Below are 13,985 nucleotides of genomic sequence, written 5' to 3'. Positions count from 1 at the left end.
CTCGGCCGCGGCTCCCTCGGCAGCGCCGTGCGAGCCGCAGGCCGAGGCCCCGCCGCTGCCGCACCCGCCGCCGGTGGTCGCGGCCGCCGCCACGTCCGCGCGATGCCGAGGCAGCGTCAGCTCGCCCTGGCCCTCGACCTCGAAGCCGGCGTCCTTGATCATGTCGAGGTCGGCCTGCCCGGCCTGGCCCTCGCTGGTCAGGTAGTCGCCCAGGAAGATCGAGTTGGCCAGGTGCAGGCCCAGCGGCTGCATGCTGCGCAGGTGCACCTCGCGGCCGCCGGCGATCCGGACCTCGACGTCGGGGCAGACGAACCGGACCATCGCCAGGATCCGCAGGCAGCGCTGCGGGGTGAGGTTCCACTCCTTGGCCAGCGGGGTGCCCTCGAACGGGATCAGGAAGTTGACGGGCACCGAGTCCGAGCCCAGCTCGCGCAGCGCGAAGACCACGTCCACCAGGTCCGCGTCGCTCTCGCCCATGCCCGCGATCAGGCCGGAGCAGGCGGACAGCCCCGCGCCGTGCGCCTTCTGCACGGTGTCCACCCGGTCCGCGTAGGTGTGGGTGGTGGTGATGTCCCCGTAGGTGCTCTCGGAGGTGTTCAGGTTGTGGTTGTAGGCGTCCACGCCGACCGCGGCCAGCCGCTCGGCCTGGTTGTCGGAGAGCAGGCCCAGGCAGGCGCAGATCTCGACGCCCGGCTCCTGGTCCTTGATCGCGCTGATGGTGTCGGCGACCCGCTCGATGTCACGGTCCGTCGGACCGCGCCCGCTGGCCACCAGGCAGACCCGCTTGGCGCCGCCGGCCACCCCGGCCACCGCCGCCTGGGCGGCCTCGGCCGGCTTGAGCCAGGTGTACTTGAGGATCTCCGCCTTCGAGCCCAGCCGCTGGGAGCAGTAGTTGCAGTCCTCCGGGCAGAGCCCGCTCTTGAGGTTGACCAGGTAGTTGAGCTTCACCCGGCGGCCGAACCACTGCCGGCGCACCCGCCCGGCGGCGGCGACCACGTCGAGCAGCTCGTCGTCGGTGGTGGCGAGGACGGCCAGCGCTTCCTCCCTGGTGGGGAGCTCGCGGTTAAGGCCCTTGGCAGTGAGAGTGTCGAGCAGATCCATGGTTCTGATCCTGCCGCGACCGGCTGGAGCGGCGCCATAGCGAAACGGCCAGAAGATCCTGCCAGCGGTGTGCAAGTTGTCACAGTGGCAGCTGGTGGGACGGTTCGCACCCGACCACTCGGGCGCCGGGCCGCCACCGCATCCGGACGGATCCCCGCTGACCTGCGCCGCCCTGATCCTGCATACAATCTGCGGCATGACCACGCAGGGGGATTCCCGCTCCATACCCGACGGCCCGGCCGAGATCCCAGGCTCCGTCAGAAACGGCGCCCGGAGCGGTTTCACCCGGGCCCGGCTGATCGGCTGGGGCGGTGCGGTGGTCCTGCTCGGGGCCGGCGGGTTCGTGGTCGCCAGCCCGCACCCCGGCGACTGGCTGCCCGGGCTCGGCCCGTCCAGCAAGGACAAGCCGGTCTCGGTGGTCGGCAACCCCGCGCCCACCTCGGCCACCGACCCGGTGCCGTTCACGGTGGACGGTTACTTCCCGGTCGCCAAGCCGGTCGAGGTCAACGCCTACAAGGCGCACCGGTCCGGTGGACGGCAGGGCAACGACTGCGCCGAGACGCTGCGCGACCCGGCCAAGAACGTGCTCAAGGACTCCGGCTGCCAGGCCTACCTGGCCGTCAGTTTCAGCCGCCAGGACACCCGGGTGCTCACCAGTGTGACCGTACTGCGGTTCGCCGACGAGCAGCAGGCGGCCAAGGCCGCGGCCCTGGTGAACGGTCAGCCGGGGCTGTTCACCTTCGTGCTGCCGGACTCCTCGATCGCCGCCCCCTCGGCCGCACCCGGCGGCAAGCCGGATCTGCCGACGCGGGTGGAGGCGGTGGAGCGCTACCTGACCATCACCAGCTCGCGGTTCGCCGACGGCCACCAGCCTGCCGGGGCGGACGACCCGGAGCTGAGCGAGGCCACCCGGGCGGTGTCGTACACCGCCGGGATGTCCGTCTTCAGCTGGAACTGACCCCGCCCCGGGATTCCACCAGGCACCAGGCACCAGGAACCCGGGATCTGGACCCGGGCGCCTGACGGACCGTCAAACTCCGGGCCCGTCAACCTCACGGCCTGGCGGCCGGTCAGCCGTCCAGCCGGTCGACCGCGGTGACCTGCAGCACCGCGCGGCCCTCCTCGTCCGAGCCGTGCAGGTCCACCTCGGCGCTGATGCCCCAGTCGTGGTCGCCGGCCGGGTCGTCGAAGATCTGCCGGACCCGCCACAGGCCGTCCTCCTCGACCTCCTCGATCAGCAGCATCTTCGGACCACGGGCGTCGGGACCGGTGCCCAGGTCGTCGTGCTCCTCGTAGTAGGCGTCCATCGCGTCCGCCCAGCGGTCCGCGTCCCAGCCCGACTCGCCGTCCAACTCGCCCAGCGCGCGGTAGTTCTCGAGCGCGGCCAGCTCGACGCGGCGGAACATCTCGTTGCGCACCAGGACCCGGAAGGCGCGCGCGTTGGCGGTGACCGGCAGCGGCTTGGACTCCAGCTCCTTCTCCTGCGCGGAGGGCTCGGTGGGGTTGGCCAGCTGCTCCCACTCGTCCAGCAGGCTGGAGTCGACCTGGCGGACCAGCTCGCCGAGCCAGGCGATCACGTCCTTGAGCGCCTCGGTCTTCAGGTCGTCCGGCACGGTCTGCTCCAACGCCTTGTAGGCGCCGGCCAGGTAGCGCAGCACGATGCCCTCGGTGCGGGCCAGGTCGTAGTGGCCGACGTAGTCGGTGAAGGTCATCGCGCGCTCGTACAGGTCGCGCACCACCGACTTGGGCTGCAGCTGGTAGTCGCCGATCCACGGGTGCGCCCGGCGGTACACCTCGTAGGCGTGGTTCAGCAGCTCCTCCAGCGGCTTGGGCCAGGTCACCTCCTGCAGCCGCTCCATCCGCTCCTCGTACTCGATGCCGTCGGCCTTCATCTGGCCGATGGCCTCGCCGCGCGCCTTGTTCTGCTGGGCGGCCAGGATCTGGCGCGGGTCGTCCAGGGTGGCCTCGACCACCGAGACGACGTCCAGCGCGTAGCCGGGCGACTCCGGGTCCAGCAGCTCGAAGGCGGCCAGCGCGAAGGTGGAGAGCGGCTGGTTGAGCGCGAAGTTCTCCTGCAGGTCCACGGTCAGGCGCACGATGCGGCCATCCGCGTCCGGCTCGGCCAACTGCTCGACCACGCCGCCGGCCAGCAGCGAGCGGTAGATGGCGACCGTCTGGCGGATGTGCCGGCGCTGCGCGGACCGCTCCTCGTGGTTGTCGGTCAACAGGTGCCGCATCGCCTCGAAGGCGTTGCCCGGCCGGCCGATCACCGCCAGCAGCATCGCGTGGCTCACCTTGAACCGGGAGACCAGCGGCTCGGGTTCGGCCGAGATCAGCCGCTCGAAGGTCTCCTCCGACCAGCTGACGAAACCTTCCGGCGCCTTCTTGCGGACCACCTTGCGCTTCTTCTTCGGGTCGTCACCCGCCTTGGCCAGCGCCTTCTCGTTCTCCACCACGTGCTCGGGGGCCTGGGCCACCACCTGGCCCACGGTGTCGAAGCCGGCCCGCCCGGCCCGCCCGGCGATCTGGTGGAACTCGCGGGCCCGCAGCACCCGCACCCGCACGCCGTCGTACTTGGACAGGGCGGTGAACAGCACGGTGCGGATCGGCACGTTGACCCCGACGCCGAGCGTGTCGGTGCCGCAGATCACCTTCAACAGGCCTGCCTGGGCGAGGCGTTCGACCAGTCGGCGGTACTTGGGCAGCATCCCGGCGTGGTGCACGCCGATGCCGTGCCGCACGTACCGGGAGAGGCTGCGGCCGAACTTGGTGGTGAAGCGGAAGTTGCCGATCAGGTCGGCGATGGCGTCCTTCTCCGCCTTGGAGCACATGTTGATGCTCATCAGCGACTGCGCCCGCTCCACCGCCTCCTTCTGGGTGAAGTGCACGACGTAGACCGGTGCCTGACCGGTCGTCAGCAGCTCCTCCAGGGTGTCGTGCAGGGTGGTCCGCTTGTACTCGTAGAACAGCGGGACCGGGCGGGTGGCGGAGCGGACCACGGTGGTGGTGCGGCCGGTGCGCCGGGTCAGGTCCGTCTCGAACCGGCGCACGTCGCCCAGGGTGGCCGACATCAACAGGAACTGCACGTGCGGCAGTTCCAGGATCGGGATCTGCCAGGCCCAGCCGCGGTCCGGTTCGGCGTAGAAGTGGAACTCGTCCATCACCACCTGGCCGACGTCGGCCCGGGCGCCGTCCCGCAGCGCGATGTTGGCCAGCACCTCGGCGGTGCAGCAGATGATCGGCGCGGTCGGGTTGACGCTCGCGTCGCCGGTCATCATGCCGACCTGCTCGGTGCCGAAGATCTTGCACAGGTCGAAGAACTTCTCCGAGACCAGCGCCTTGATCGGCGCGGTGTAGAAGGTCCGCTTGCCCTCGGCCAGCGCGGCGAAGTGCGCGCCGGCGGCGACCAGCGACTTGCCCGAGCCGGTCGGCGTCGCCAGGATCACGTTGGCGCCGGTGAACAGCTCGATCAGCGCCTCCTCCTGGGCCGGGTAGAGGGTGATGCCGCGCTCCTCGGTCCACCCCGCGAAGGTGGTGTACAGCGCGTCGGGGTCGGCCGGCTTCGGCATCAGGTCCAGGAGGGTCACCTGGCCACCCTACCGTTCACCTGCGCCGACCCCGCGTGCACCGGTACGGGTGCGTTCGCGGCCCCGGTGTGCAGCGGATGACGTTGCCCGCTCCAGTGGGCGCGTGTAAGTCTGCGCACCATGATCCCTGCACCCGAGGTGTCCGCCCGGCCCACCGCTCCCGGCGCCGTCTTCGACTGGCTGGACGAGGCCGCAGAGCTGCGCGCCCGGGCCGGCCTGACCCGCACCCTGCGCAGCCGGCCCGCCGAGGACCCGGTGCTCGACCTGGCGAGCAACGACTACCTCGGCCTGACCCACCACCCCGTGGTCACCGGGGCCGCCGCCGAGGCGGCCCGCCGCTGGGGCGGCGGCTCGACCGGCTCCCGCCTGGTCACCGGCACCACCGCGCTGCACACCGAGCTGGAGGCCGAACTGGCCGACTTCTACGGGGTGGAGGCGGCGCTGGTCTTCTCCTCCGGCTACGCGGCGAACCTGGCCGCGCTGACCGCGCTGACCGACCCGGACACGCTGATCGTCTCGGACGCCTACAACCACGCCTCGCTGATCGACGGCTGCCGGCTCTCCCGCAGCCGGGTGCACCGGGCCGCGCACGCCTCGCCGGAGGCGGTCGCGACCGCGCTGGCCGAGCGCGCGCAGCCGCGGGCGCTGGTGGTCAGCGACACGGTCTTCTCGGTGGACGGCAACGCCGCGCCGATCGCCGGCCTGTCGGCCGCAGCCCGGGCACACGGGGCGGCGCTGCTGGTGGACGACGCGCACGGCCTCGGGGTGCTCGGGCCGGGCGGGCGCGGGGCGCCGGCGGCGGTCGGGCTGACGGGTGCCCCGGACGTGGTGGCCACCGCGACGCTCTCCAAGTCGCTCGGCTCGCAGGGCGGCGTGGTCTTCGGGCCGCAGCGGGTGATTCGGCACCTGGTGGAGACCGCCCGTACCTTCATCTTCGACACCGGCCTGGCGCCGGCCGCGGTCGGGGCGGCGCTGGGCGCGCTGCGCCTGCTGCGCGCCGAGCCGCAGCGGGCCGAGCGGGCCCGCGAGGTGGCCCGCACCCTCGCTGCCGAGCTCACCACCGCGGGGCTGCGCGCCAGCGACCCGGACGCCGCCGTGGTCTCGGTGCGGGCGGCAGGCCCCGAGCAGGCGGTCGCCTGGCGCGACGCCTGCCGCGACGCGGGCCTGGCGGTGGGCTGCTTCCGCCCGCCGTCCGTGCCCGACGGCTACTCCCGCCTGCGCCTGACCGCCCGGGCCGACCTGACGCAGCAGCAGATCACGCAGGCGGTGCGGACTCTGGTGCGCACCCGCCCGCAGGCCTGAGCCGGCCCCCGGCGGCGGCCGCCAGCAGGGGCAGCGCGGCCGCCGCGAAGCAGAGCGGCAGCGGAGCCCGGCTCGCCAGCGGGGCGGCAAGCGCGGTCCCCAGTGCGGAGCCGGCGTTGAAGGCGGTGTTGACCCAACTCCCGGCCGCCGTCCGCCGCCACCGGGGCGCCCGCTGGTCCGCGAGCAGGTAGGCCGTGGCCAGGACGGGGCTGACGAAGACTCCCAGGACCGCCACCCCCACCAGCAGCGCGCCCGTCCCGGGAGCGCACCCCGCCACCGCGACGCCCACGCCCAGACCGACGGCTCCCCAGGTCAGCCGGATCGCCGGCGGTGCCTGCCAGCGCACCGCGCCGTGCGTCAGGCCGCCCAGTGCGCTGCCCGCGGCCAAGGCCGCCTCCAGCCAGGGCAGCGCGCCCGTCCCGGCGGCGGCGACCACCAGCAGCAGCCCGAGCGTGCCCAGGGCCAGACCTGCCGCGCCCGCGACCAGCACCGGCCGCCCGATGCCGGGTACCCGGCGCGGCAGCCCGCCGCCCGTCGCGGCCTGCCGCCGCGCCGTGGGCGGTGCGAGCAGCGCCAGCCCGAGCGAGCCGCTGAGCACCAGCCCCGCGCTGACCAGCAGGCCGGCCCGCCCGCCGGTCAGCCCGACCAGCAGCGGACCGCCCACGTACAGCAGCTCCTCGGTCACCGCGTCCACGCTGAACGCGCGTTCCAGCTGGGGCCCCGGCCCGAGCAGCTCGCTCAACCCGGCCCGCAGCACGGGCCCCAGCGGGGGAGCGCAGGCCCCGGCCGCGGCGGCCGACAGCGGCAGCCAGCGCGGGCCGGTGAGGGCGAGCGCGAGGAGCAGCGCAGCGTAGAGCAGGGCCAGCGCCGGCAGCACCCGCCGCACGCCGTGACGGTCGATCAGCCGGGCCCGCGCCGGCGCCAGCGCGGCCGCGGTCAGCCCGAACAGTGCCAGCACCGTGCCGACCGAGGCGTAGGACCCGGTGGTGCCACGGACCGTCAGCACCAGGGCGAGGGAGACCGTGCCGTAGGAGAGCCGCCCCACCAGGGCGGCCAGGAACACCGGCGCGAGGCCGGGAATGCGGTTCATCGGAGGGTTCCTCAACGGAGAGAGCGTGCAAGGGGACGCCGAAGGACCGCACCACCACGAAGTGCGGCCACACGCTCTGCCCTACGCACGGAAGAGGAACACGCCCTCACGCTAGCAGCGCCACTGCCGCTACTGTCAGGGTTCACCACCGTTAACCCCTCTGGAGGCTCCCTCATGACCCGGTTCGTCACCCTGGAGGTCGCGGACGCCGTCGGCACCATCCGCCTGGCGCGCCCGCCGATGAACGCGCTGGACGTCGCCATGCAGGACCAGCTGCGCGAGGTCGCCGACGAGGCGGCGGCCCGCGAGGACGTGCGGGCCGTGGTGGTCTACGGCGGCGAGAAGGTGTTCGCGGCCGGCGCGGATATCAAGGAGATGCAGCGGATGGGGTACACCGACATGGTGGCCCGCGGCGGCGCGCTGCAGGACGCGTTCACCGCGGTGGCCCGGATCCCGAAGCCCGTGGTGGCCGCCGTGACCGGGTACGCGCTCGGCGGCGGCTGCGAGCTCGCGCTCTGCGCGGACATCCGGATCGCCGCCGAGAACGCCAAGCTCGGCCAGCCGGAGATCCTGCTCGGCCTGATCCCCGGGGCCGGCGGCACCCAGCGCCTCGCCCGGCTGGTCGGCCCGGCCAAGGCCAAGGAGCTGATCTTCACCGGCCGCATGGTGCGCGCCGACGAGGCGCTGCGGATCGGCCTGATCGACCAGGTGGTCCCGGCCGAGGAGGTCTACCAGGCCGCCCTGGACTGGGCCGGCAAGCTCGCCGCAGGCCCGGCCTGGGCGCTGCGCGCCGCGAAGGAGGCGGTCGACCGCGGCCTGGAGACCGACCTGGACACCGGCCTGGCCATCGAGCGCAGCCTGTTCGCCGGCCTGTTCGCCACCGAGGACCGCACCACCGGCATGCGCAGCTTCGTCGAGGAGGGCCCGGGAAAGGCCAAGTTCAACTAGCTGCTAGCTGCTAGTTATCCGGTGCGGAGAGCAGCACCCCGGCACCCACCGGACGGTAGCCGGCGGCCTGGAGCACCCGGACGCCGGTCGCATTGCCGGGCGCCTGCTGCGCCCAGAGGGCATCGCCATCGGGCAGCAGGTGACGGGCGCTCAGCGCCATGGCCCGGCCCAGGCCGCGGCCATGGCGCCTGCGGGTCCACCTCGACCGCGGCCTCCCCGCGGCCCCGCGGCCCCGCGGCACCACGGTGACACCTTCCGCAGTGCCGCCTACCGCGGTTCGCCGTCCGGCGGTTCCCCCTTCCGGGTGAGGCACGGCATGGTGCCGGGCCCCGCCGGGCCCAGCTCGGGCACCATCGTGAAGCCCAGCTGTGGCGGCCGTTAAGCAAAGCTCGATGGACCGCACCCCTTCCCACCAGGCAGATTGCTTCCTGCCCGGTTGCGCGATGGCGCCGTTGCCGGGCGGACCCTCGCCCGTGCCACCGCCCCTCAGGAGCCGCAGCCGTGAAGGCACTCGTCAAGAAGCACGCCGAGCCCGGACTGTGGCTGACCGAGGTCCCGGAGCCGGAGATCGGCCCGGCCGACGTGCTGATCAAGGTGCTGCGCACCGGCATCTGCGGCACCGACCTGCACATCCGCAAGTGGGACGGTTGGGCCCAGCAGACCATCAAGACGCCGCTGACGATCGGTCACGAGTTCGTCGGCGAGGTCGTGGCGCTCGGCCCGGGGGTCACCGACATCACCGTCGGCGACCTGGTCAGCGGCGAGGGCCACCTGGTCTGCGGCAAGTGCCGCAACTGCCTGGCCGGCCGCCGCCACCTGTGCCCCAACACGGTGGGCCTGGGCGTCAACCGCGACGGCGCCTTCGCCGAGTACGTGGCGCTGCCCGCCTCCAACGTCTGGGTGCACCGGGTGCCGGTCGACCTGGACGTGGCCGCCATCTTCGACCCGTTCGGCAACGCCGTGCACACCGCGCTCTCCTTCCCGCTGGTCGGGGAGGACGTGCTGGTCACCGGCGCGGGCCCGATCGGCATCATGGCCGCGGCGGTGGCCAAGCACGCCGGCGCCCGGCATGTGATGATCACCGACGTCAGCCCGTACCGGCTGGAGCTGGCCCGCGAGGTGGGCGTCTCGCTGGCGCTGGACGTGTCCCAGCACACCATCGAGGAGGGCCAGCAGAAGCTCGGCCTGCGCGAGGGCTTCGACGTGGGCCTGGAGATGTCCGGCCGGCCCGAGGCGCTGCGCTCGATGATCGCCAACATGACGCACGGCGGCAGGATCGCCATGCTCGGCCTGCCCGCCGAGGAGTTCGCGATCGACTGGGCGAAGGTCGTCACCTCGATGATCACCCTCAAGGGCATCTACGGCCGCGAGATGTTCGAGACCTGGTACGCGATGTCGGTGCTGCTGGAGGGCGGCCTGGACCTCAGCCCGGTGATCACCGGCCGGTACCCGGCCACCGAGTTCGAGGCCGCGTTCGACGAGGCGGCGGGCGGCCGCTGCGGCAAGATCATTCTCGACTGGTCGAACATCTGACACCCGCTTAGGAGAGCTGTGTTCAACTCTGTGCGCGACGACATCCGCACCACCCTGGAGGAGATCCGGGAAGCCGGTCTCTTCAAGCCGGAGCGGGTGATCGGGTCCCCGCAGAGCGCCACCGTCACGGTCCCCGGCGGCGAGGTGCTGAACTTCTGCGCCAACAACTACCTGGGCCTGGCCGACCACCCCGCGGTGGTCGCCGCCGCCAAGGAGGCGCTGGACCGCTGGGGCTACGGGATGGCCTCGGTCCGCTTCATCTGCGGCACGCAGGACGTGCACAAGGAGCTGGAGCAGCGGCTCTCGGAGTTCCTGGGCCAGGAGGACACGATCCTCTACTCCTCCTGCTTCGACGCCAACGGCGGCGTGTTCGAGACCCTGCTGGACGAGCGCGACGCGGTGATCTCCGACGCGCTCAACCACGCCAGCATCATCGACGGGATCCGGCTCAGCAAGGCCGCCCGGTACCGGTACGCCAACCGTGACCTGGCCGAGCTGGAGCAGCGCCTGAAGGAGAGTCAGGACGCCCGGCGCCGACTGATCGTCACCGACGGCGTCTTCTCGATGGACGGCTACGTGGCGCCGCTGCGCGAGATCTGCGACCTGGCCGACCGGTACGACGCCATGGTGATGGTCGACGACTCGCACGCGGTCGGCTTCGTCGGCCCCGGCGGGCGCGGCACCCCGGAGCTGCACGGGGTGATGGACCGGGTCGACATCATCACCGGCACCCTGGGCAAGGCGCTCGGCGGGGCCTCCGGCGGCTATGTCGCGGCCCGCCAGGAGATCGTGGCGCTGCTGCGCCAGCGCTCGCGCCCGTACCTGTTCTCGAACTCGCTCGCGCCGGTGATCGCGGCCGCCTCGCTGACCGTGCTGGACCTGATCGAGAGCTCGCACGAGCTGCGCGAGCGGCTGGCGGCCAACACCGCGCTGTTCCGCACCGAGATGACCGCGGCCGGGTTCGAGATCCTGCCCGGCGACCACCCGATCGCCCCGGTGATGATCGGCGACGCGGCCAAGGCCGGGCGGCTGGCCGAGCTGCTGCTGGAGCGCGGGGTGTACGTGATCGGGTTCTCCTACCCGGTGGTCCCGCACGGTGCGGCCCGGATCCGGGTCCAGCTGTCGGCCGCCCACTCGGAGGCGGACGTGCGCCGCGCGGTCGCCGCCTTCGTGGACGCCCGGGCGGCGCTGGAGGGCTGAGCGGCGCCGAGGCCTTGTCGGCGCAGGATCCGACCTGCCCGCTGCCGGGGCTGCCCCGCCGGCGGGGCTGGCAGAATTGCCTCGTGATCGACGCGAGACGGCTGCGGACGCTGCGCGCCGTGGCGGACCACCGAACGGTGACCGCCGCGGCTGCGGCGCTCTACCTCACCCCCTCCGCCGTCTCCCAGCAGCTGGCCGCGCTGGAACAGGAGACGGGGCACGCGCTGCTCGCCCGGGACGGGCGCGGGGTGCGGCTGACGGCAGCCGGGGAGATCCTGGTCGGCCACGCGGACGCGGTGCTGGCCCAGCTGGAGCGGGCCGAGGCGGACCTGGCGGCCTACGCCACCGGCGCCCAGGGCCAGGTCACCGTGGCCGCCTTCGCCACCGGCATCGCCCAGGTGCTCGCACCCGCGATCGAGGTGCTGGCCGAGTCCGCCCCCGGGGTCCGGCTCAAGGTGCTGGACGCCGAGGGGGATGCCAGCCTGCCGATGGTGCTGGACGGGCAGGCCGACCTCGCGGTCGCGGTCGAGTACCGCGGTGCGCCGCGCGCCGACGACCAGCGGCTGGCCCGCTTCCCGCTCTACGCCGAACCGTTCGAGGCGGTGCTGCCGCTGCACCACCGGCTGGCCGGCCGCGGACCGGTGCCGATGGCGGACCTCGCCGACGAGCCGTGGATCGGCCCGTACCCCGGCAACCCGTGCCACGACGTGGTGCTGCTGGCCTGCGAGCACGCCGGCTTCGCGCCGCGCCTGGTGCACTCCTCGGACGACTTCCGGGCCGTGGTGGCCCTGGCCGCCGCCGGTGCCGGGGTCGCGCTGGTGCCGCGCTCGGCGCTCAGCGGCGTCGACCTGTCCCGCGTCGCGGTGCGCGCGGTGGACAGCGAGCTGGCCACCCGCAAGGTCTTCGCCGCGGTGCGCGGCGGCGCGGAGCAGCACCCGCTGATCCGCCCGGTGCTGGACGCGCTGCGCACGGCGGCGGCCCAGCTCGCCCTGGCCCCGTAGGGCACTGCTGTTACCCCGGCCGCCGGCGCCAATTTGTCGGCTGCTGCCAGCACACATGCCGCTGGCGCCCCGTAGGCTACGGCCATGATCACGAACCCTGGTACCGACGGTCCCGACGCCCTGCTGCCCGTCGGGGTGATCGGCCTCGGCGACATCGCGCAGAAGGCCTACCTGCCGGTGGTCACCGCGCTGCCCGGCCTCGATCTCCGGCTGATGACCCGGGACCGGGCCAAGCTGGGCCGGATCGGCGACCGCCACCGGATCCCCGCCGCGGCCCGCTTCACCGAACTCGGCGCGCTGATCGACAGTGGCGTCCGGGCCGCCTTCGTGCACGCCGCCACCGAGCAGCACGTGCCGATCGTCGAGCAACTGCTCACCGCGGGCGTGGACGTGTACGTGGACAAGCCGCTGGACTACACCCTCGCCGGGGCCCGACGCCTGGTCGAGCTGGCCGAGGGCACCGGGCGCTCGCTCGAGGTCGGCTTCAACCGCCGCCACGCGCCCGGCTACCAGCAGGCCCAGGAGCGCCCGCGCGACCTGATCGTGCTGCAGAAGAACCGCGAGGGCCTGCCCGAGCAGGCCCGCACCCTGGTCTTCGACGACTTCATCCACGTGGTGGACACGCTGCGGTTCCTGGCCCCGGGCGAGATCTCCCACGTCGACGTCCGGGCTCGGACCAGGGACGGGCTGGTCGAGCACCTGGTGCTCACACTCGGCGGCGAGGGGTTCACCGCACTCGGCATCATGAACCGGGTCTCCGGCGCCACCGAGGAAGTCCTCCAGGTGTCCGGCGCCGACGCCAAGCGCGAGGTGCACAACCTCGCCGAGGTGATCGACCACCGCGGCCAGCCCACCGTGCGCCGACGCGGTGACTGGGTGTCAGTGGCCCGCCAGCGCGGCATCGAGCAGTGCGTCACCGGCTTCCTGGACGCGGTGCGGGCCGGGCGGACGGTCTCGGCCCGGGACGCGCTGGCCACCCACGAGCTGTGCGAGGAGATCGTGCGGCGGATCGGCGAGTAGCGCATCGGGGGCGGGGCGGGGTGCCCGGTTCCGTTCCCGGTGCGGGCACCCCATCCCACCCCCGTTCGGTCAGTGCCCGGTCAACTCCCCATCAGCGCGGGGAACCCGGCCGGGTCGGTTTCGAAGCCGCGCCGGCTCTCCCCCCGCAGCACCCAGACGCCGGCCGCGTCGCGCACGAAGTCGGCCACCCGGGCCGCGGTGGTGGACCCGAACTGGGACAGGTCCACGGTGGCCAGCAGCCGCCGGTGCTCGTTGATCCGCACCTCGGGCGCGGCCACCTGCCGGAAGGTCAGCCGGCCGTCCTGCTGCTGGATCGCGACCCCGATCACCACCCGCTTGTACCGGGTGGAGACCCGCTCGAACTCCACCGTGAGCCGCTCGTCGATCGCGGCGCCGCGCCCGTCCCGGCTGTCCCGGCTCAGCTCGATGGTGCCCTCGGGGGAGCGGCTGTCGAAGTGGACCAGGTAGGCGGGGGCCGCCTGCGGGTCGTCCACCTGGTAGACGGCGGCGATCAGGTCCAGGTCGTGTGCGGGCGTGCCCGCCGGGTTCGGATCCCAGGCCAGGGTCACCTCGACCCGCCCGAGGCCCTTGTTGAGGCTGCTCATGACGTTCTCCCCCTCCGCTTGTCGGCGTACCGGCCAGCCATCGTATGACGAACTGTCAGGCACCGGGTGAGTTCGGGCTGGCCGAGCCGACCTTGAGCGGCTCGGCCGAGCTGAGACCGCAGCAGTTGCCGCTCCTACCTCTTGGGCTTGGCCGACTTGGGCGCTGACTTCGGCGCCGACTTGGGCGCCGGCTTCTCCTGCACCGCCTTCGCCGCCTGCTTCTCGTGCAGGGCCTTCACCCGGGCCGCCTCATTGCGCACCTCGCCCTGGATCAGGCGCTCGGAGCGCAGCCAGTCCGGGACCGACTCCTTGATCTCCTCGATCTCGGCGCTGGTCAGCGCCTCGGTGATGCCGCCCCGGGCCAGGCCGGAGACGGAGATGCCGAGCTTGGCGGCCACCACCGGGCGCGGGTGCGGGCCGTTCTGGCGCAGGTCGAGCAGCCACTGCGGCGGCGTGGTCTGGAGCGCGTTCAGCTCCTCCCGGGAGACGACACCCTCCTGGAACTCGGCCGGGGTGGCCGGGAGGTAGACGCCGAGCTTCTTGGCAGCGGTGGCCGGCTTCATCGTCTGGGTCGTCTTGGGCTTGTGCGAAGTCATGG

Annotated in this window: 12 protein-coding genes and 1 pseudogene (1 of these 13 cut by a window edge); 7 read left to right on the top strand and 6 right to left on the bottom strand. The window is 73.1% G+C overall.

Features of this window, described 5'->3' with window-relative positions; translation table 11 throughout:
* A pseudogene (bioB, locus tag C7C46_RS22235) lies at positions 1 to 1,101 on the bottom strand (biotin synthase BioB) (it extends 205 nt beyond the left edge of the window).
* Between the two features lie 196 nt (positions 1,102 to 1,297).
* Between bioB and C7C46_RS22230 the strand changes: the two are divergent.
* On the top strand, positions 1,298 to 2,059 hold the full coding sequence (locus C7C46_RS22230) for a hypothetical protein (protein ID WP_110671657.1): 762 nt from the start codon (positions 1,298 to 1,300) through the stop codon (positions 2,057 to 2,059).
* A gap of 112 nt (positions 2,060 to 2,171) precedes the next feature.
* Here C7C46_RS22230 and C7C46_RS22225 read toward each other — a convergent pair whose 3' ends face one another.
* The gene (locus C7C46_RS22225; RefSeq protein ID WP_181442465.1) at positions 2,172 to 4,670 is read right to left on the bottom strand and encodes a DEAD/DEAH box helicase; all 2,499 of its coding nucleotides are present in this window, start codon (positions 4,668 to 4,670) and stop codon (positions 2,172 to 2,174) included.
* A gap of 138 nt (positions 4,671 to 4,808) precedes the next feature.
* Between C7C46_RS22225 and C7C46_RS22220 the strand changes: the two genes are divergently transcribed.
* Positions 4,809 to 5,990: an 8-amino-7-oxononanoate synthase gene (locus tag C7C46_RS22220; RefSeq protein ID WP_110671655.1), complete on the top strand. Its 1,182-nt coding sequence runs from the start codon at positions 4,809 to 4,811 to the stop codon at positions 5,988 to 5,990.
* Here the strand turns inward: C7C46_RS22220 and C7C46_RS22215 are convergent.
* Positions 5,944 to 7,080: an MFS transporter gene (locus C7C46_RS22215; protein WP_110671654.1), complete on the bottom strand. Its 1,137-nt coding sequence runs from the start codon at positions 7,078 to 7,080 to the stop codon at positions 5,944 to 5,946. The two genes, C7C46_RS22220 and C7C46_RS22215, sit on opposite strands and share 47 nt — an antisense overlap.
* A gap of 174 nt (positions 7,081 to 7,254) precedes the next feature.
* On the opposite strand from C7C46_RS22215, the gene C7C46_RS22210 reads away from it, so the two are divergent.
* Positions 7,255 to 8,028, top strand: a complete 774-nt coding sequence (locus C7C46_RS22210; RefSeq protein WP_110671653.1) for an enoyl-CoA hydratase/isomerase family protein — start codon at positions 7,255 to 7,257, stop codon at positions 8,026 to 8,028.
* Between the two features lie 10 nt (positions 8,029 to 8,038).
* Here C7C46_RS22210 and C7C46_RS22205 read toward each other — a convergent pair whose 3' ends face one another.
* Positions 8,039 to 8,188, bottom strand: a complete 150-nt coding sequence (locus C7C46_RS22205; RefSeq protein ID WP_181442463.1) for a hypothetical protein — start codon at positions 8,186 to 8,188, stop codon at positions 8,039 to 8,041.
* A gap of 341 nt (positions 8,189 to 8,529) precedes the next feature.
* Between C7C46_RS22205 and tdh the strand changes: the two genes are divergently transcribed.
* The 4 genes from tdh (at position 8,530) to C7C46_RS22185 (ending at position 12,782) form a co-directional block, all read left to right on the top strand.
* A complete protein-coding gene (gene tdh / locus C7C46_RS22200; RefSeq protein ID WP_110671652.1) occupies positions 8,530 to 9,561 on the top strand; it encodes an L-threonine 3-dehydrogenase in 1,032 nt (343 codons plus the stop codon).
* 18 nt (positions 9,562 to 9,579) lie between these two features.
* The gene (locus C7C46_RS22195; RefSeq protein WP_110671651.1) at positions 9,580 to 10,761 is read left to right on the top strand and encodes a glycine C-acetyltransferase; all 1,182 of its coding nucleotides are present in this window, start codon (positions 9,580 to 9,582) and stop codon (positions 10,759 to 10,761) included.
* Between the two features lie 83 nt (positions 10,762 to 10,844).
* Positions 10,845 to 11,762, top strand: coding sequence for a LysR family transcriptional regulator (locus C7C46_RS22190; protein WP_110671650.1), 918 nt, complete (start codon positions 10,845 to 10,847; stop codon positions 11,760 to 11,762).
* Between the two features lie 123 nt (positions 11,763 to 11,885).
* Positions 11,886 to 12,782, top strand: a complete 897-nt coding sequence (locus tag C7C46_RS22185; RefSeq protein WP_342775423.1) for a Gfo/Idh/MocA family protein — start codon at positions 11,886 to 11,888, stop codon at positions 12,780 to 12,782.
* Between the two features lie 80 nt (positions 12,783 to 12,862).
* Here the strand turns inward: C7C46_RS22185 and C7C46_RS22180 are convergent, their stop codons facing one another.
* Both C7C46_RS22180 and C7C46_RS22175 read right to left on the bottom strand, forming a co-directional pair.
* On the bottom strand, positions 12,863 to 13,387 hold the full coding sequence (locus C7C46_RS22180) for a TerD family protein (protein WP_110671648.1): 525 nt from the start codon (positions 13,385 to 13,387) through the stop codon (positions 12,863 to 12,865).
* A gap of 134 nt (positions 13,388 to 13,521) precedes the next feature.
* A complete protein-coding gene (locus C7C46_RS22175) occupies positions 13,522 to 13,983 on the bottom strand; it encodes a DUF5997 family protein (RefSeq protein ID WP_110671647.1) in 462 nt (153 codons plus the stop codon).
* Positions 13,984 to 13,985: the final 2 nt, after the last annotated feature.

Source organism: Streptomyces tateyamensis (assembly GCF_003205575.1).
GTDB classification, from domain to species: domain Bacteria; phylum Actinomycetota; class Actinomycetes; order Streptomycetales; family Streptomycetaceae; genus Kitasatospora; species Kitasatospora tateyamensis.
Note: the sequence above shows the minus strand (reverse complement) of the source record. Positions and strands in the feature narration are given on the sequence as shown.

What these genes read in the sequence shown, in the direction of transcription:
- C7C46_RS22230 (WP_110671657.1), top strand. Translation starts at nt 1,298, where the DNA reads ATGACCACGCAGGGGGATTCCCGCTCCATACCCGACGGCCCGGCCGAG.
- C7C46_RS22225 (WP_181442465.1), bottom strand. Translation starts at nt 4,670, where the DNA reads ATGCCGAAGCCGGCCGACCCCGACGCGCTGTACACCACCTTCGCGGGG.
- C7C46_RS22220 (WP_110671655.1), top strand. Translation starts at nt 4,809, where the DNA reads ATGATCCCTGCACCCGAGGTGTCCGCCCGGCCCACCGCTCCCGGCGCC.
- C7C46_RS22215 (WP_110671654.1), bottom strand. Translation starts at nt 7,080, where the DNA reads ATGAACCGCATTCCCGGCCTCGCGCCGGTGTTCCTGGCCGCCCTGGTG.
- C7C46_RS22210 (WP_110671653.1), top strand. Translation starts at nt 7,255, where the DNA reads ATGACCCGGTTCGTCACCCTGGAGGTCGCGGACGCCGTCGGCACCATC.
- C7C46_RS22205 (WP_181442463.1), bottom strand. Translation starts at nt 8,188, where the DNA reads ATGGCGCTGAGCGCCCGTCACCTGCTGCCCGATGGCGATGCCCTCTGG.
- C7C46_RS22180 (WP_110671648.1), bottom strand. Translation starts at nt 13,387, where the DNA reads ATGAGCAGCCTCAACAAGGGCCTCGGGCGGGTCGAGGTGACCCTGGCC.
- C7C46_RS22175 (WP_110671647.1), bottom strand. Translation starts at nt 13,983, where the DNA reads ATGACTTCGCACAAGCCCAAGACGACCCAGACGATGAAGCCGGCCACC.